Origin of the sequence: Paraburkholderia phymatum, assembly GCF_038900715.1 — a bacterium.
GTDB lineage: Bacteria > Pseudomonadota > Gammaproteobacteria > Burkholderiales > Burkholderiaceae > Paraburkholderia > Paraburkholderia phymatum_A.
This window is the reverse complement of the sequence record NZ_JAYMRZ010000039.1, coordinates 14,907-31,674: the sequence shown is the minus strand read 5'-3', so window position 1 is coordinate 31,674 and position 16,768 is coordinate 14,907. Positions and strand designations below refer to the sequence as shown.

General features: G+C 60.0%; 13 protein-coding genes. 8 read left to right on the top strand and 5 right to left on the bottom strand.

What is annotated here, in order from left to right; all coding sequences use genetic code 11:
- Positions 1-177: 177 nt before the first annotated feature.
- From VSR68_RS39990 to VSR68_RS39975, 4 genes are all read left to right on the top strand, one after another.
- The gene (locus tag VSR68_RS39990) at positions 178-1,032 is read left to right on the top strand and encodes a LysR family transcriptional regulator (RefSeq protein ID WP_342944987.1); all 855 of its coding nucleotides are present in this window, start codon (positions 178-180) and stop codon (positions 1,030-1,032) included.
- Positions 1,033-1,215: 183 nt separating this feature from the next.
- The gene (locus VSR68_RS39985) at positions 1,216-1,542 is read left to right on the top strand and encodes a DUF4148 domain-containing protein (protein WP_342944986.1); all 327 of its coding nucleotides are present in this window, start codon (positions 1,216-1,218) and stop codon (positions 1,540-1,542) included.
- Positions 1,543-1,660: 118 nt separating this feature from the next.
- Entirely contained in the window at positions 1,661-3,139 is a 1,479-nt protein-coding gene (locus VSR68_RS39980) for an aldehyde dehydrogenase (protein WP_342944985.1), read from the top strand.
- A 119-nt stretch (positions 3,140-3,258) separates the two neighbouring features.
- Positions 3,259-5,298: an FUSC family protein gene (locus VSR68_RS39975; protein ID WP_342945006.1), complete on the top strand. Its 2,040-nt coding sequence runs from the start codon at positions 3,259-3,261 to the stop codon at positions 5,296-5,298.
- A 49-nt stretch (positions 5,299-5,347) separates the two neighbouring features.
- Here VSR68_RS39975 and VSR68_RS39970 read toward each other — a convergent pair whose 3' ends face one another.
- Both VSR68_RS39970 and VSR68_RS39965 read right to left on the bottom strand, forming a co-directional pair.
- Positions 5,348-6,151, bottom strand: a complete 804-nt coding sequence (locus VSR68_RS39970) for an enoyl-CoA hydratase/isomerase family protein (RefSeq protein ID WP_342944984.1) — start codon at positions 6,149-6,151, stop codon at positions 5,348-5,350.
- 11 nt (positions 6,152-6,162) lie between these two features.
- Positions 6,163-6,930 (bottom strand): SDR family NAD(P)-dependent oxidoreductase, encoded by a 768-nt coding sequence (locus VSR68_RS39965; protein ID WP_342945005.1) that lies wholly within the window; start codon positions 6,928-6,930, stop codon positions 6,163-6,165.
- A gap of 354 nt (positions 6,931-7,284) precedes the next feature.
- On the opposite strand from VSR68_RS39965, the gene VSR68_RS39960 reads away from it, so the two are divergent.
- The 3 genes from VSR68_RS39960 (at position 7,285) to gcvA (ending at position 11,001) form a co-directional block, all read left to right on the top strand.
- Entirely contained in the window at positions 7,285-9,360 is a 2,076-nt protein-coding gene (locus VSR68_RS39960; RefSeq protein ID WP_342944983.1) for a CoA transferase, read from the top strand.
- 2 nt (positions 9,361-9,362) lie between these two features.
- Positions 9,363-9,788: an ester cyclase gene (locus VSR68_RS39955; RefSeq protein WP_342944982.1), complete on the top strand. Its 426-nt coding sequence runs from the start codon at positions 9,363-9,365 to the stop codon at positions 9,786-9,788.
- Between the two features lie 313 nt (positions 9,789-10,101).
- Positions 10,102-11,001: a transcriptional regulator GcvA gene (gene gcvA / locus VSR68_RS39950; protein ID WP_342944981.1), complete on the top strand. Its 900-nt coding sequence runs from the start codon at positions 10,102-10,104 to the stop codon at positions 10,999-11,001.
- A 28-nt stretch (positions 11,002-11,029) separates the two neighbouring features.
- Here the strand turns inward: gcvA and VSR68_RS39945 are convergent, their stop codons facing one another.
- The 3 genes from VSR68_RS39945 to VSR68_RS39935 all read right to left on the bottom strand — a co-directional run bounded on the left by VSR68_RS39945 (position 11,030) and on the right by VSR68_RS39935 (position 15,360).
- On the bottom strand, positions 11,030-12,202 hold the full coding sequence (locus VSR68_RS39945) for a thiolase family protein (protein WP_342944980.1): 1,173 nt from the start codon (positions 12,200-12,202) through the stop codon (positions 11,030-11,032).
- A 56-nt stretch (positions 12,203-12,258) separates the two neighbouring features.
- Positions 12,259-13,572 (bottom strand): MFS transporter, encoded by a 1,314-nt coding sequence (locus tag VSR68_RS39940; RefSeq protein ID WP_342944979.1) that lies wholly within the window; start codon positions 13,570-13,572, stop codon positions 12,259-12,261.
- A gap of 1,146 nt (positions 13,573-14,718) precedes the next feature.
- Positions 14,719-15,360, bottom strand: a complete 642-nt coding sequence (locus tag VSR68_RS39935; RefSeq protein ID WP_342944978.1) for an XRE family transcriptional regulator — start codon at positions 15,358-15,360, stop codon at positions 14,719-14,721.
- A gap of 106 nt (positions 15,361-15,466) precedes the next feature.
- On the opposite strand from VSR68_RS39935, the gene VSR68_RS39930 reads away from it, so the two are divergent.
- Positions 15,467-16,753 carry an MFS transporter gene (locus tag VSR68_RS39930; protein ID WP_342944977.1) on the top strand — a complete coding sequence of 429 codons (1,287 nt, stop codon included), beginning with the start codon at positions 15,467-15,469 and terminating at the stop codon, positions 16,751-16,753.
- Positions 16,754-16,768: the final 15 nt, after the last annotated feature.

The window sequence follows — 16,768 nt, the reverse complement described above, 5'->3', positions numbered from 1 at the left end:
CATGCTGGCTGCGGGCGCAGCAATGCACAAGCCGGCGCGCATCCGCCGCCTCGCATCTAAAGTCAATCGTGCGCGCACAAATAGTTGATTGAGGTTGGTTCACTCCGCTTCTAATATCTCTGTCTGGCAACGTCACCTCGAGATTCGGACGATCAGGACAGAAAAGGGAGAGCATCCATGTTCGACTGGGAGGATTTGCGTTATTTCGTGACGTTCAGTCAGGAAGAATCTCTCGCGAAAGCGGCGCGTCGATTGAAGGTCGATCACGCGACGGTCGCGCGGAGAATCGCTTCGCTCGAGCAGGCCCTTGAACTGAAGCTGGTGGACCGCCGTCCGCGCGCGTATGTTCTGACCATAGACGGCGAGCGGATCGCCGAACGCGGCACGCGGATGCAAGAAGAGTCGTTTGCTGTCGAGCGGATGTCGATTGCCGGACAGGAAGTCGTTTCCGGCGATGTGGTGATCAGCGCACCGCCTTCGATGGCGAGCAGCGTTATCGCGCCGCATCTCGGCAAACTGCGCGCGCAGCATCCGGCGGTGCACGTACGGCTGATCGCCGACGTGCGCAACGCTTCGCTAATACGCCGCGAAGCCGATATCGCGGTGCGCTTGAGCCGGCCGACGGAAGCCGACCTCGTCGCTCGCAAGATCGCTGTCGTTCCGTTTGCACTCTATGCGTCGCCCGCATACCTGGCATCCCATGCGGCGGAAGACTACGAGTTCATCGGATACGACGACAGCATGGACGGAACCGTCCAACAGATATGGCTGGACACTCAGGCCAATTCGCGCCCGGTCGTATTTCGCAGCAACAGTCTCGACGTGCAGGTCGCGGCAGCGCGCGCTGGCGTCGGCGTGGCCGCGCTGCCTTACTTTCTCGGCGATTGGGACGACGGACTCAGCGTCATCGAGAGCACCGGTGAACCTTTGATGCGTGAAGTATGGCTGTCGATCCACAACGATCTGCGGCACGCGCCAGCCATCCGCAGCGTCATGCAGTTCATCGCCAGCTGCTTTCCCAGCGACGGCTGACGCCAGCGTCACAGCACCACAGCTTGTGCATTTTTTCATTGACCATCCGCGCGTTTCAGGAATTGGCAGACAGCAGAGCGGTGCGAATAATCAGCTCACCGATCGACGAACACCGCGAGACAGATCGTAGATTCTCCGCCTCGCCGTCGAACGTCTTCTCTTCGATCTTCCAAGGAGCATGAAATGAAACGCGTATTGATTCCGGCTGTTGTTATTGCGAGTTTGATCGCATCGTCCACTGTGTTCGCCGAAACGGCCACCGATGGCAAAACGCGAGCGCAAGTGCGAGCGGAACTGGCCGAGGCTCGCCAGGCGGGTGTACTCGACGCACCTGATGCCACCTACCCCACCGCTCAGTTGCGCGCGGCGGCCGCGCTGCAAGCCCCTAACGCAGCCGCCGCGAACGTCAGAGCATCCGCCGTGGGGGGCGCCGTTACGGGCCACACCCAAAGTGGACGCCACACGGTAGCCGCGCCGCAGGCATGGGAGCGCGTGTATTTCGGTCAATGAACGACGCGTCACGCCAGCATGCGAATTCCTTCGCATGCGGCGTGCAGCAATGGAGAGTTCCGCCGCGCCGTTCAGCGCAACGGCGATGAACTCAACGCAACAGCCAAGGAGTAACGAGATGGAACAGTTCAAGATGCGCATCGGCAGCGAGTGGCGCGGTGCAAGTGACGGTCGGACTTTCGAAAGTCATAACCCGTACAACGGGGAAATCTGGGCGGAGCTGCCGCGCGGCACGGCAGAAGATGTCGACGCGGCAGTGCGTGCCGCGCACGCAGCGTTCAGGCACGGCCCATGGGCAAGCATGACAGCGAGCCAGCGCGGCATGGTACTTCACAAGATCGGCGATGCTATCGCCGCGCATGCCGAGGAGCTGGCCGACATGGAAGTGAAGGATAACGGCAAGCTGAAAGCCGAAATGCTCAAGCAGATGCAATATCTGCCGCAATGGTTCTACTACTACGGCGGCCTCGCCGACAAGATTCAAGGCGACGTCACACCGATCGACAAGCCGGGGATTTTTCACTACAGCACGCTTGAACCGCTCGGCGTAGTGGCAACCATCGCGCCGTGGAATTCCCCGCTGCTGCTCGCGGTATGGAAAATCGCGCCGGCGCTCGCAGCTGGCAACACGGTCGTCATCAAGCCGTCCGAGTTCTCGTCTGCGTCCTCGGTTTTATTCGCGAAGCTGTGTGAGGAGGCCGGCGTGCCGGACGGCGTCGTCAATATCGTGACCGGCTTCGGCAAGGAAGTGGGTGAACCGCTCGTCGCTCATCCACTGGTCGCACGCGTCGCGTTCACTGGCAGCGAGGGTGGTGGCCGCCATGTGTACGAGAACGCTGCACGTTCGTTCAAGCGCGTTTCACTGGAGCTGGGCGGCAAGTCGGCCAATATCGTGTTCGAGGATGCGAACCTCGACGATGCGGTGAAAGGCGCGGTGACCGGCATCTTCTCGGCAACCGGCCAGAGCTGCATGGCCGGCTCGCGCCTGCTCGTGCATTCCAGCATCCATGACGAGTTCGTCGAGCGGCTCGTGAAATTCATGCGGGACGTGCGACTGGGCGACCCGATGTCGCCGGAGACGAACATGGGCCCTGTGTCGACCCAGCCGCAACTCGAAAAGACGCTGTATTACATCGACGTGGCCAAACAGGAAGGCGCGCGTCTCGTTCTGGGCGGCGCACGTTCCACACGGTCGGGCACCGAGAAAGGGCTGTTCGTCGAACCGACCATTTTCGTCGATGTTCGCAACGACATGCGTATCGCTCAGGAAGAGGTATTCGGACCGGTCGTGGCAGTGATCAGGTTCGATACCGAAGAAGAAGCGATCGCGATTGCCAACGACAGCAACTATGGTCTGGCGGCCGGCGTCTGGACGCGCGATCTTCGCCGCGCGATGACGGTGCCGAAGCAGCTCGAAGCCGGCACCGTCTGGGTCAATGCGTATCGCCTCGTCAGCTACCTGGCGCCGTTTGGCGGCGTGAAAGCATCGGGAATCGGCCGCGAGAATGGCATTCGCGCGATTTACGAATATCTCGAAGCCAAAAGTGTGTTCATCAACCCCACCCCGGGTGTCGAAAACCCATTCGTACTGAGCTGAGGGGGCTGTGCAGCGAGGACGACCGCCGGCGTAGCCATACGCAAACGATCGTCCTCGCAGGACACCGGCTGCACAAGTCTCCAAACCAGCGCCTACAGGAACTGAAGGGATTGAAGGCAATGCGTTCGAAGTGGATACCCTCCCATAACCTCGTGATGTTCGCGGGCCGCGCGGCTCTGGCCGCAACGCTCGCGTTACTCTGCTCGCTGCTCCTTGGTCTGCATGAGCCCCATTGGGCCGCATGGACCGCGGTCTCCGTCGGGCTTCCCACACGCGGCGACGGTCTGGTCAAGTCGCTCAACCGGGTGATCGGCACCGCCATTGGCGCGCCGGTCGGCGTTCTGCTTGCTTTCGCGGCGCACGGCAGCGAGCCGTTGCTCGTCGCGCTGCTGGCAGTATGGCTCGCGGCGTCCGTGTATGCCGCTTTCTCGCTGCGCCACTACCGCGCGTACGCAGCGGTACTGGCGGGCTACAGCGCGGTCATCATCGCGATGTCCGTTACGGGCGAAGCCGGTCCACTTTTCGACGTGGGGCGAGATCGTTGCGCCGGCATTTTCATCGGCATCGCCATCAGCTTGCTCGTACTTCTTTTGTCGCGTGACGTGCAAAGCGGACATGCAAGCCAGCGTATTCGCGGCGCGATTGTTACTGCATGCACGTGGAGCGCAGACCGGCTTGCCGGCTTGCCGCGGCCTCGCTCCGCCGACGGCAGCGGTCCGCAACGGCTGCGCATCCAATTGACCGACATCCTGGCGCTTGACGGCGCCGTTCAGAGTGCAGTCGCCGAGTCGCCCTCGCTGTGGGCGAGTACCAGCCGGTTACACAAGATCGTGCCGGCGCTGCTCGATCTGCTCGTCGTGTCGAGAAGCGTCGAGCGGAACTTTGGAGAGGCCGCGGCAAAAAATGATCCGATAAGCGAAGAGGTCGGTGCCTCCGTCGCCAAAACTTCCGCATTGCTCAAGTCCATCGCTGACGCACTGCGCGACGATCAAACGCCCGCCATCGAAAAGTTGCAGGGCTTTCGGCATCAGGCCGATACCTTGCGTCGCAAGTTCGCATCCATTCCGGCGCGACATGCGGTTGAACGTCGGCGCATCGATCTCGCATCGTCACTCCTCGGCGCAACGCAAGCCGCACTGACAGCCTATGCGACGTTGGCAGGGGAACGGGAATATGGCGATACAGATACCTATCCCATCCCGGTCTACACATTTGACCATGGCTGCGCGATCGCGGCGGCGCTGCGCGCCGGATTCGCATTGCTGGTCGCCGGCGCCGTCTGGATCGAAACCGGCTGGCAAGGCGGACCGCTGTTCGTCGCGTTTGCGGCGATCACCGTGTCCCTCTTCGCTGTTCGACCCGACCCGCGAAATACTGGCTGTCATTTTCTTGCGTCGGGCGCCGTCGGGGCCGGCGCCGCGTTGCTGTTTTACCTCGCGGCTCCGCCGCTCCTTTCTCACGCGGTGCCCGTTTCGCTCGCAGAAGGCGGCGTCGTTCTGCTTGCGATGATTGTCGCGTCTTTGCTTGCGAACACTTTTTGGGCGTCGGGCTTTTGCCTGGTGTTTCTCGTCGTGTCGGATCCTCAGTCGATCGCTCATACGCCGGCGGTCGCGATAGGCCAGCACGCGCTCGGTGTACTCGCAGGCTCCGCACTGGCCGTGCTTGCATTCCATGTTGCCCCGTCGCGCAGCCGTGAGCAGCGGTGGCGCACTCAGCGTCTCCAGTGGATAGCTCGCGCAGTCAGATCCTTGATCGCGTCACCCGTTGAACAGCAGACCGCTGACACGCGCCGTGCGTGGCAATGCCGAAGCATCGATACGCTGGTGCGGCACGCGTTGCCCGTCGCGTCCATCAGGGAGTCGGACGAATGCATGGGCTGGATAGAGGTTGGCGCTGGGCTTCTCAAGTTGATGGAGGCCTCGCGCGAGGACTCGCTTCCGTTGAACGCCAGACAATCGATCGACGACTTGCTGATGGAGCTGCACAGTCTCGAACTGCAATCGTGGCATCAGCGACTGATCGTAGCCGATGCCGAACTTCGCAACGGCAGGCCCCATGGCAATCAGTTTCTTCTGAGCGCTCGCGCAGTCATTCTTGAACTTGCCGCGCTCGTAGAGAGCAATACGTCTTCATTCTCAGGTGTAAAAGGCCAGTCGTGACGCTCCGCGTCCGCACTGGCCTTGAACACCGCCTGACACCGGCCGGGTTTTATCGCCCCTTGTACTGCGGCTTGCGCTTTTCCGCGAATGCCCTGCGCCCTTCGATGCGGTCTTCTGACTCGCGCATTGCGCCCCACGCCAGCTCGGTGAACTCGAGAGCCCGCGTCAGTGGCACATTGCTACTGGTTTCGGCAACCTTCTTGATCATCTGGACAGCGAGCGGCCCATTACCGGCGATCACCGTCGCCAGCTCGACGGCTTTATTCATCAGCGCATCAGGCTCGACCACGTCCGACACCAGCCCGACACGTTCCGCGTAGGCTGCGTCGACCTTGCCACCTGTCAACAGCATCTTCATTGCAACGGCGGACGGAACCGCTTTCTGAAGCGCCTGAATGCCACCGACCGCCGGAATGCTGCCCACCACAGCTTCCGGCAGGCCTAGCACAGCGTTGGTGGCGGCAATACGCAAATCGCACTGAAGGGCGAGTTCGAGGCCTCCGCCCAGGCAGTAGCCGTTGATGGCGGCAATCATCGGCTTGAAAATTCGCAGCGAACCAAGTTCGATCAGACGGATATAGATGCCTTCATCACCGGCACGATCGATCGATTTGACGAACGACGAACTGAAGTTGATGGACGGCGGCAGCGTGTTTTTCAGGTCCGCCCCTACGCAGAATGACCTCTGCCCGGCGCCGGTCAGGATGATGACGCGGACTTCCTCGTCATCCCGAGCCTCCGCCAGAGCCGCACGCAATTCTTTGAGGCTCTGCAGATCGAGTGCGTTGAGTGCTTCCGGACGGTCCAAAGTAACCGTTGCGATTTGACGCGTTACCGAGTAATGGATGGTCATGGCGTTATTCCTTAAACGCTCGGCGAGGACAGCGATCGCCCGCCGCACACATATAACGTCTGTCCCGTGATGTAGGACGACTCCGTTTGCGCGAAAAACAGAACCGCTTGCGCGATATCGTCGGGGGTTCCAATACGCTGGACGGGCACCGATTTCTTCAGGCGTTCCTGCAGTTCCACGTCGAACTTGCGAAACAGTGGCGTGTCGACGATGCCCGGTGCGACGGCGTTCACCGTAATGCCAGCACTCGCCCATTCGAGCGCCAGACTTCGCGTCAGGCTGACGACACCTCCTTTGGCCGCCGAGTAATTCGATTGCCCCACGCCACCCAGCCAGGCGCGCGACGAGATGTTGACGATGCGACCATAGCCAGCCGGAACCATGTGTTTCAACGCCGCCCGGCAGCACAGAAACTGCGATTTCAGATTGACGTTGATGACCGCGTCCCACTCATCGTCGCTCATTCTGGTGATGCGTTTGTCCTTCACGATGCCGGCGTTGTTCACCAGAACATCCAGGCGGCCCAGCCGTTCGGCGACCGCATCGACCGCCCGGTTCACCGATTCGCTGCTCGTTACGTCGACCGGGATGCCGAGGACGTCGGCACCGGCGCGTGAAAGATCAGTCGTGGCTTGCGCCAGGCTGTCGGCATCCAGGTCGAACAGCACGATCCGGCGACCCGTTTTCGCGACCGCGGATGCAATACCAAGGCCAATTCCTTTGGCACCGCCCGTGATGACCGCGACTTCGGCGTCGCGACCCGTTTCAGATGAGTTCATAGTGTGTACACGCGAGAGGAAATAGAAGAACACGGCCGTCCCGGCTGCCGGCAAGCGCTTGAAGGCAGCCTCATGTGAGCGGAGGACCGATTGCAATAGATGCTATTTCCTCGCTGTTTGAACGACAAATCACTTTTTCGTGGACTTCGATTGACTTTCGCTGCATCGAGTCCACGCGCATCGCGCCACCATTCATTGTTCAATTCATCAAAAGTCAATCCAGACAGCAGGAAATGTCGGTTGTACCTCCTCGATGGTCGCCGTATCGTTGAATCAGAAGGCGGTGTTATCTGCTACCACGCGATTAATTCCGTCATGGGTCAATGATTGGCGCAGGACGTTTGGGAGACTGGAATGCTGGACGAAATGCGAGTTCTCGCGTGGGGCTCACGGAGTGCGGTTGAATTGAGTGCAAGTCTGCTTGGACAAGCGGGCGCGCAGGTGCATGTTGCAGATCCCGAATCATTTCAATTGTTCTTCGGCTACGACGTGGTAATCGTCTCGACCGACACAGCGAGTGTCAGAGCGTCGGCGGAGATATCGAGTTTGAAGGCATCCGGCAAGCTCATCGTTTGCGACATATCCGCGATGGCCCCTCAAAGTGCGCGCTCGGATGGCCGCTGGACGGATGCGCAAATCCAGGCGATCACGGGTCTCATGGGCACGACGGGTTTCGAAAGTGGCGAACCGGTCAATATCGGTATCCCGTTCACCGAAGTCTCCGCGGCGCTATACGCTGCCACGGCCATCGCGGCGGCAGCGCGAGTCCGTCGTACGCATGGACTTGTGCAGAACATCGACGTTTCCCTGTTCGCCTGCGCGAGCAACGCACTGACCACCTTCCTGCCGAAGGCGTTCACCCGCGGCAATGTCGAACGCGTCGGGAACCGGCACCCGGCTTGCGCCCCGTGGAACGCCTACCGAACGCTCGACGGTTGGGTCCTCATTTGCACCAGCACGGAAGACCAGTGGCGAAAGCTGAAGATCGCGATCGATCAACCGGCACTGGACGACAGTCGCTTCGCGACCTTGAATGACCGAGTACGCAACGTCGATTCACTCGACCCGCTTATCGACGCCTGGTCTTCCAGGTTGACTACCGATCAATGCTGCACCGTGTGCGAAAAAATCGGCGTGGCGGCGGGGCCGATCGTACCGATCTCGTCGCTCCATGAAGAGCCGAATTTCAAGCTGCGGCATCCGGTCGCCGCCGCACACATTTCAGCAGGCGAGATCGGCAAGCACACTTATCAGGCCGTTGCGCCGTTCCGCACCTTCCCTCTGATGAACGACCGCGAGTTTCGCGCTGATGCAATCGGAAGCCGGCGAGCGTCGAGCGCGCGAGCCGCCGATCATGCCGGGGCATGCGAGGCTCGGCAGAACCTCCGTCCCGGCGGCGCATTGGCAGGCATCCGGGTGATCGAGATCGGGCAATATACGACCGCACCTCTGGTCGGAAAACATCTTGCGGCGCTTGGCGCTGAAGTCATCAAGATCGAGCCGCTGGAAGGCGAAATTGCGAGAAACTGGGCTCCGGGGCAAGACGGGCTGAGCTATTTCTTTGCCCTCAACAACACGGACAAAAAGAGCATAGCGCTGGACCTGAAGCAGGCAACTCACCTGCATTACCTCGAAACATTGCTCGCCACGAGCGATGTCCTCGTGGAGAATCTTCGGCCTGGCGCGCTAGCCAAACTTGGCCTCGATCGACTTTCGTTAAAGAAGATTAATCCTGCTCTGATCTACTGTTCGATCTCGGGATTCGGAATCGAGTCTGCCTATCCGACTCGGCCAGCTTTCGATACGGTTATCCAGGCAATGGGCGGTCTCATGGACCTCACGTGCGACCGTAACGGTTCTCCAGTGAAAGCGGGCGCATCCGCAGCCGACATTCTCGGCGGTCAGGCAGCCTTGTTTGCGATAGTCGCCGAACTCGTCGCACCAACCGAACGAAGCGGGAGGTTCATCGAAATATCGATGCAGGACGTGGCGGCATGGAGTTGTCTTTTTGCTGCCGGCAATCCCGTTTCGAAAGGCACCGCCGTTGCCTGCTCGGACGGATACGTGCTGGCTGACGCAAAAAACGCGGAGCTGCTCGACTTGGCTCGTGTCCATACACAGGGCGCTGCGTACGAAGCGATGACTTGTGAGCGCTTCATCGCAAAGCTCGAGTCAATGGGTATTGCGTCCGTGCCTGTCGTTCATATGAGCGAGCTGATGGACGACGCGGATTTCCTCGCGGATATCTTGAGTGTTGGCTGGGATAGCGATGGCACATTCTGGCCGCTGATAAAAGTACCGTACCGGCTGTCCCGCACGCCAGCGAAGGTTCGTACCGTTCCTGGACGCCCTGAACCGGTGATGGCGCAGTGCACTCGACAGCAGGATTCGACTGACGAAACCTATAGTGCCAACACGCAGGAGAGTTGAAAATGGCAAAGAAGAATTCAGTGCAGATCGCCGAATCGTTCTGGCGTGAAGTATGGCAGTTACGTAATCCGGCCGCCGCGGATAATCTGGTTTCAGAAGACTTCACGGTAACGTCCGGCGGTGTCGATATCAGATCGCGCGAAACGTTCAAACAGTGGGTGGCGGCATTCCTGTCGAGCATCGACGACTTCGAATTCAATGTCATCGAGACGTTCCAGAACGAAACGGGCGACCGGGTGGCGACTCGATGGCGCGTCACAGGTAAAAACAACGGCTTTATGGGCTCCGATCCATGTTGGTCGCCGATTGACATGACGGGAACCGCAGTCCTGCAGATTGATGAGGACGGGCTGCTGACACACAACTGGGTGGAGCGCAGCGCGTTGGAAGTATTCCGGAGTCTTCCCCAGCAGAAGTCCACTGCTTGAGACTAGGTCTTCGCTGAACGCTCGACGTTCGGGGGGCCGGGTTCAACGACCCACTCAAGGTGATGCACCCGCTTCGCCCGCGCTCGCCGCGTAAGAATGAAATTACAACGGGCGGCCGGCCAGAAAATCGGCCCGACACACCCAGAGTTCGGGGCGACGATCACAGGTTCTTCCGCACTCGGCACGAAAGATCCGCCTCGCTGTGTGCGGTTCTTCGCCCTACTTCCTTCCTGCGCCACGTAGGCGTTTCTGGCAGCCACATGACGCAGATTCTGGCAGATCCGCCGCCGTGCGCACATGCTAATATTTCGCGATGCGAACGCTCCCATCTCTCAATGCTCTGCGAGCTTTCGAAGCTGCGGGCCGACTCCTCAGCGTCCAACTGGCCGCGGAGGAATTGCATGTCACGCCCGCCGCTGTTAGCCGCCACATCAAGCTACTCGAAGATCAGCTCGACGTGACGCTGTTTGATCGCGGACACAGGTCAATAACGTTGACGCCGATGGGCGAGCGTTATCTGGCGGACATCGGTCGTGCGTTCGACGCGATGCGCACCGCGACCGTCAATCTGACCGAAAGCCGACGCACGAGACACCTGAAGATCCGCGCATATACGACGTTTTCAAGGAATTGGCTCATCCCGCGTCTTTCGTCATTTCACCTTCAGCATCCGGATATCGAAGTGATTCTGACGACGTCGCTTCACCCGGTTGATTTCAACACCGATGATGTCGACGCTGCAATACGGCTGTCTCACGCGCCGTCATCGGATATCGGCTTTGATCGGCTCGTGCCTAACGAGCTCGTCCCTGTGTGCAGCCCGGAATTCTTGCGCGATCATCCGGATCTGACGGATGCCACCCCGGAAGCGTTGCGTGGGGTGCCTTTGCTTCACTCGCTCGCCCGCCGGGAAGATTGGGCTAAGTGGCTCGATGCCGCAGGCGTAAAAGGCGTCAATCCACTCGCCGGCCTGAGCTATGAGAGTTCGATCCTCGCGTATTTCGCGGCCACGCAAGGGCATGGTGTCGCAATAGCGCAGCGTGTGCTGATAACAGAAGATCTGGATTCCGGCCGCCTCGTGATGCCGTTCTCTTTTGTTCTCGATGAGGGTGCGTTTACGTACTACCTTGTTTATCCGAAGAGCCGCACTTCGTCGCGCGAATTTGCTGCTTTCCGCGAGTGGCTTCTCTCGTTTGGTGGCGGGCAGAGCTAGTCTGCCCGCCGCGCGGCAGGTCGCGCGATCAAGCCGAGAGGATCGTGACGAGAGCGACGGCCGAGTCACCCGCAAGTTGACCACCATTATTCTCGGCGAGTGCCACTTTCGCACCGGGGCGTTGGCGAGCGCCCGCCGTTCCGCGAAGTTGTTGGGTTAGTTCGACAATTTGCGCGACTCCTGTCGCCCCGACCGGGTGACCGCGCGAAAGAAGGCCACCGCTCGGGTTGACCGAGATGCGGCCACCGATATCGGTGTCCCCTGAGCGGACCAGTTTTGCTGCATCTCCCGGTGCGCAAAGGCCGAGGTTTTCATAGTGAATCAGTTCGGCCGGCGCCGACGCGTCGTGAAGTTCGACTACGTGAACGTCCGACGGCCCTATGCCCGCCTGTTCGTATGCGGCTCTCGCCGCGCGCACCGCAACCAGCTCGCCGGACCCATCTGCTTTCGCGGATACGATCGAACTTGCGCGAATGTACACCGGATGAATATCGTGCTTTTTCGCATAATCTTCCGAACAGATGAAGAGCGCGGCTGCTCCATCGCCAATGGATGAGCACATGAATAGAGTGAGTGGATCGCTGACCATCCGACTCTGCAGGACTTCCTCGATCGTCGTTTCCTTGCGAAATTGCGCAAGCGGATTAACGGAGCCGGCGCGACGGCTCTTCACCACGACCCGCGCAAAATCGCTCGCTTCCGCGCCGGTCCTTTCCATCCATTTGCGCGCCTTGGCGGCATAAATATCCATGAAGAGCGACCCGGTACCGGTCGTCACGCCATCGGGCAGCGGTTCCTCGAGATCGACGGCCTTCGCAAATGCACCGAATGAGACGGACTTATCTTCGTGTATCAGTTTTTCGGTACCGACCACCAGCGCGGTCTCCGATTGTCCGGAGGCGACTGAGAGCCATGCCAGATTAAGCGCCGAACTGCCGGACGCACACGCATTCTCGACGTTATACATCGGCTTGCCGTCGAGCCCGGTATTGCGAAGCGACGATTGCGCGCGAATCATCTCCTGGCCGGTCACAACGCCCGCTGCCGCGTTGCCGAAAAAGACACGCCCTACATCGTTGACCGTTACGCGAGCGTCTTTGAGCGCGAGTCCGACCGCTTCCTCCGACAGTGACTTCAAATTGCGTTCGATAAATTTGCCAAACTGCGTCATACCGATACCGCCAATAACCACCTTACGCATTTCTCTCTCCATCAATTTCAAGAATGTTGCGGAAGCGCTCTTTCGAGGCATCCGCATTAGCACGCGTCATCCAGCGCCTTCCCCTTCGTTTCGGGCATTGCCATATACACGCAGAATCCACCCGCGCAAACGAGTGCGATGTAGACCCAGATGTAATCCGATAGACCCGCGTTCGACATGGCGGTCACGATGTACGGAAGCGTCCCGCCAAAAAGTGTCGCCGAGACCGCGTAAGGCAAGGCCACGCCAGTTGCGCGAACCTCAGCGGGAAACTGCTCGGCCATCACTGCCGCGCAAGTGGCAGTGAAGCCCGACGAGAGCAACATGCCAATCGTCACGATGATCGTGTCCGTCAACAAATCGTTAACGAGGAAATGAAGACTCGGCCATGCGAACACAGCGGAGCCGCCAGCGAATGCCAACAGAACAGGCCGGCGGCCAATTCGATCGGAGAGCTTTCCAAGAAATGGAATCGCGAACAGGGAAACCACGATTGAAATGACACTGGCGCTGAAGCCGTCGCGCAGTGGCAAACCAGTCCGCATGTGGGCGAAGGTCGGAAAGAGGACGAGCCAAAGATAAACAGACAGGTTTCCTGCCATTGCGATGCCGATCACGCGCAACGCGGCCCGACGATGTTCGCCCATCAGTTTAAAAAACGGATGCCGGCGGTCTTGATGACTCACCGCTGTCTTTTTGAACGCTTCGGTCTCCGCAACCGAAAGCCGCACCCACAGCGCGACGAATCCCATCAGACCAGCAATCGCGAACGCCAGCCGCCATCCCCAATTTGCCATGCTTTGTTCGTTGATACAGGAGGTCAGCACATAGCCGATCATCGCAGCGACAAGCACCCCGGCGTTCACCGCAAAGTGCTGCCAGGAGCCAGTGAATCCGCGCCGTGACGGGGCTGACGACTCGATGAGAAAGGTGGAGGCGGAACCGAATTCTCCACCGGCTGCAAAGCCCTGCACCAGCCGTGCGACAACGAGAATCACCGGCGCGAGCACGCCGGCCGTCGCGTATCCGGGACAAACTGCAATGACCAGAGAACTGCCGGCCATCAACGCAACCGAAAGCGTCAGACCATTCTTTCGCCCGTGACGATCCGCATAGGCGCCGAGAACCGCACCACCGATTGGCCGCATGACGAATCCGACCGCAAATACCGCGAAAGCGGAGAGCAGCGAGATCTTCTCGTTGTGAGCCGGAAAGAAATGCCGCGAAAATAGTGACGCGAACGTTGCATAGATAATCCAGTCGGCAAACTCGACGATAGTGCCGAGAGTCGCGGCGGCAATCGCTTTTTTCTGCTCGCGCGTGAACGGGACCGACCGTTCCACGATAACGTCGGATACTGTGGTATTCATTTCTGTCTCCATCGATCTTCATTGCTAAAGCGGACTGTCAGTCGTGGTGTCGCGCAAATGCCTGCCCGACTTTCCGCATCTAAGTGCGCGGAAAGTTAGCCAGCATCTCGAGCGATTAGCGTGGGGAACCGGAACGTACCGTCCCGCCAACTGAGCACATGGAGGCATCGTAGGTTTGCCCGCGATTGCGACGCAAACTACTTTTTTTGCCGTTTAGATTGATTTTTTGTGTCGCTGGCAGAGGAGCGTCGAAGCTCATTTCAGCAGCTCGCGCGAAGTCGTGCGCGGGTGGTAGACGGTGAAAGTCGGTCGACGCCTCTGCTATTCGCAAACTCACAAGCACGCGACGGCGGATGCAATCAGGCGTGGCATAAACCTCGTGAGACACCGCGTTCAGACTCGAAACGGGTGGACGTTACAAGCATTCGCGTGATGTCGAGGTGCGGCTATGGATAATCTGGGATAGAGCAAGTCGGTCGACATCGACGGAGATCTGGGGGCGTGCGGCGGGGACAGAAGGTTCGTTTCGACTAGCTTCGCACGAGCCGACGACGCACGATCCATGCATGGCCCTGGTAGGTGCAGGTCATTGGCTGGTTTAATGCCAACCAGCCGCTCACACGGCGAAACCCGAGACAGGCTTTCAATTTTCCACATAACGGAGGCCTCAGATCGCGGACCGGACGCAAGGCGCAGACAACGGGTCCAGATCGCGGGGGCCTTTCGTCGATCGGGTGAGGCGCATCACCAGGTGGAGGAGATTCCGCACCTCTGCGTGGAATTCCTCAAACGCGCGCAAAGGTCCATGGGTCACAACCATTCTGGGGGATCGAACGACCGATAGTTGAGCGGAGGCCGCCGTCTGAATGTCGTTGTAGCCGATCAGACCAACGACGCTTCTTGGCCGGACGTACTCATCCAGTCGCTTTGTTGGCTCGTCAAAAGTATGGAAGACAAGGTATGCCGGCACTTCCTGCAAGCTTCGACGCCGTTGCCCTGCTTCGCCTCCCGTCGCCGCTGTTGGAGTGATCCGGTACGCTTCACAAGCGGGAGACCGCAAGTATCTGATCGTAATATGAAGGTGCATCGGGCCTGAACGCGAAGTTCCGCCGCCCCGCCCCCGCGTCAGCGCGATTCAACCCGCGATCACATCGCATCAGCGGGCCGATAGGCGTCCGTGTCCACGCAGCACACCAACACTTCCGCAGGATTCTTGCCGGTGCTCAGATACACATGTCCGACAGAACTGTCGAAGTACAGACTGTCGCCGGGTTTCAGTTCGAACACTGCCCCAGTCTCAAACCTGAGTTCAAGTGAACCCTGAAGCAAGAACACGAACTCTTCGCCACTGTGTCGAATATAGTCCGGGAAATCGGAAAGCTTGCGCGCCCGCACATGTCCGCGCATAGGCACCATCCGCTTGCCCGTCAGTTCGTTGGCGAGCATGTGGTACTCGTAGTTAGGCGTGTCGTAGACCATTTGCTGATCCGCTGCCGTAAAGGTCGGCACGATATGGCCCGCAGCTCGTTGCGCGCGCCCGAACAGCTCGTCGAAGCCGACTTCCAGTGCGCGGGCAAGCGCCGCGAATTTGTCATAGGTCAGCGCGATGTCGCCCCGCTCCGCCTTCGAGATCGTCGATAGGGCGATGCCGGAGCGCGCCGACAACTCCATCAGCGTCAGTCCATGCGCCTTGCGCGCATCGCGCAGGCGTGCGCCGACCGCCTTGTGATCGATCTGCGACGAGCTTTCGACGGAGGTGGACGCCTGTCGCCCATTGGATCTGGCCATGACCGGTACGCTCGAATCGGGTATGAGGGTTTTGTCGTATACGAGAACTGATTTTTTCTCGTATATGATAACTCACATCGAGACCTATCCCGAAGGAGCCGTCGCCGTGTCAACGCTTGCACTGGAAAAGGCAGGTCTCTCGAAAACACAGGTTATCGCCGCGACGACGCTGGGTACGGCGCTGGAGTTCTACGACTTCACGATTTACAGCTTCTTCGCGATCCAGATCGGACAACTGTTCTTCCCTTCCGCGTCGCCGGTGAACCAGTTCCTGCTGTCGATCGGCGTCTTCGGCGTGGGCTTCGTCGTGCGACCGCTGGGCGGCATCATCATCGGCGCTTATGCGGATCGCGCGGGACGCAAGAAGGCGATGGTGCTGACCATCATGTTGATGGCGCTCAGCTGCGCACTGATCGCCTGCGCGCCGACCTATGCGGTCGCGGGTATGGCGGCGCCGTTCATCGTGCTCGCTGCGCGATTGATACAGGGCTTCGCGGCAGGCGGCGAGTTCGGCCCGGGTACGACGCTACTCGTCGAATATGCATCCGATTCGACACGCGCCTTCTTCGCAAGCTGGAATTTTTCGGCCACCGCGCTCGGTGTTGCGTTGGGCGCGGCTGTCGCGACGCTCGTCAACCTACTGCTACCAAAGGAAGCCGTGCTCGCGTGGGGCTGGCGCGTTCCTTTCGTGTTGGGAATCGTCGCGGCCCCCGTCGGCATGTTGATCCGCCGACGCCTCGAAGAAACGCTGAGCGACGCATCGTCGGGCCGCACGCCTCGAAGCGGCGCATTCAAGGCGGCGCTCACTACGCACCTCAAGCTGACCATCCTCGGCACGTTCGCTGAACTCGGCGGCTCGGTTTCGGTGTACATCACGGCGTTCTTCCTTCCGAGCCATGCGGTGCGCACGCTGCATCTTTCATCGACGGCATCGGTCGTCGCGGGTTTGATCAGTTCACTTGCGCTGTTCGCCGCCGCGCCCGTCGCGGGAAAGCTCGCGGATCGCTACAGCCGCAAGCGCGTGCTCGTGGCGTCGCGCGTGGTCCTGTTGCTGAGCATCTATCCCGCGTTTGCGTGGCTGTCCGCGCAGCCGTCGATGGCCCTGCTGTGCGCCGTGTCCGCATTCCTTTCGGTCTTCGTCGCGGGACAAATTGTGCCGGTGCTCGTGATGATCCCCGAACTTTTCCCCAAGCACGTGCGCGCGACGGGCATCGCCCTGACCTATGTCGTGAGCGCCTCGTTCTTCGGCGGCTTCTCCCCGTTCATCGCCAGCTGGCTCGTGGAGCGCACCGGCAATGTGCTCGCGCCGGCGTGGTACGTCGCTGCGGCTTGCGCAATCTCGCTCGTGCCAGTCATCTGGCTGCGCGACCGCACAGGTGAAGCCCTCAACTGAACGTTCTTCGCATCC

Excerpts from the sequence above, each read along its gene's own strand:
- VSR68_RS39975 (WP_342945006.1), top strand. The coding sequence starts at position 3,259 with ATGCGTTCGAAGTGGATACCCTCCCATAACCTCGTGATGTTCGCGGGC.
- VSR68_RS39965 (WP_342945005.1), bottom strand. The coding sequence starts at position 6,930 with ATGAACTCATCTGAAACGGGTCGCGACGCCGAAGTCGCGGTCATCACG.
- VSR68_RS39970 (WP_342944984.1), bottom strand. The coding sequence starts at position 6,151 with ATGACCATCCATTACTCGGTAACGCGTCAAATCGCAACGGTTACTTTG.
- VSR68_RS39945 (WP_342944980.1), bottom strand. The coding sequence starts at position 12,202 with ATGCGTAAGGTGGTTATTGGCGGTATCGGTATGACGCAGTTTGGCAAA.
- VSR68_RS39960 (WP_342944983.1), top strand. The coding sequence starts at position 7,285 with ATGCTGGACGAAATGCGAGTTCTCGCGTGGGGCTCACGGAGTGCGGTT.
- VSR68_RS39935 (WP_342944978.1), bottom strand. The coding sequence starts at position 15,360 with ATGGCCAGATCCAATGGGCGACAGGCGTCCACCTCCGTCGAAAGCTCG.
- VSR68_RS39940 (WP_342944979.1), bottom strand. The coding sequence starts at position 13,572 with ATGAATACCACAGTATCCGACGTTATCGTGGAACGGTCGGTCCCGTTC.
- VSR68_RS39990 (WP_342944987.1), top strand. The coding sequence starts at position 178 with ATGTTCGACTGGGAGGATTTGCGTTATTTCGTGACGTTCAGTCAGGAA.
- VSR68_RS39980 (WP_342944985.1), top strand. The coding sequence starts at position 1,661 with ATGGAACAGTTCAAGATGCGCATCGGCAGCGAGTGGCGCGGTGCAAGT.
- VSR68_RS39955 (WP_342944982.1), top strand. The coding sequence starts at position 9,363 with ATGGCAAAGAAGAATTCAGTGCAGATCGCCGAATCGTTCTGGCGTGAA.
- gcvA (WP_342944981.1), top strand. The coding sequence starts at position 10,102 with ATGCGAACGCTCCCATCTCTCAATGCTCTGCGAGCTTTCGAAGCTGCG.
- VSR68_RS39985 (WP_342944986.1), top strand. The coding sequence starts at position 1,216 with ATGAAACGCGTATTGATTCCGGCTGTTGTTATTGCGAGTTTGATCGCA.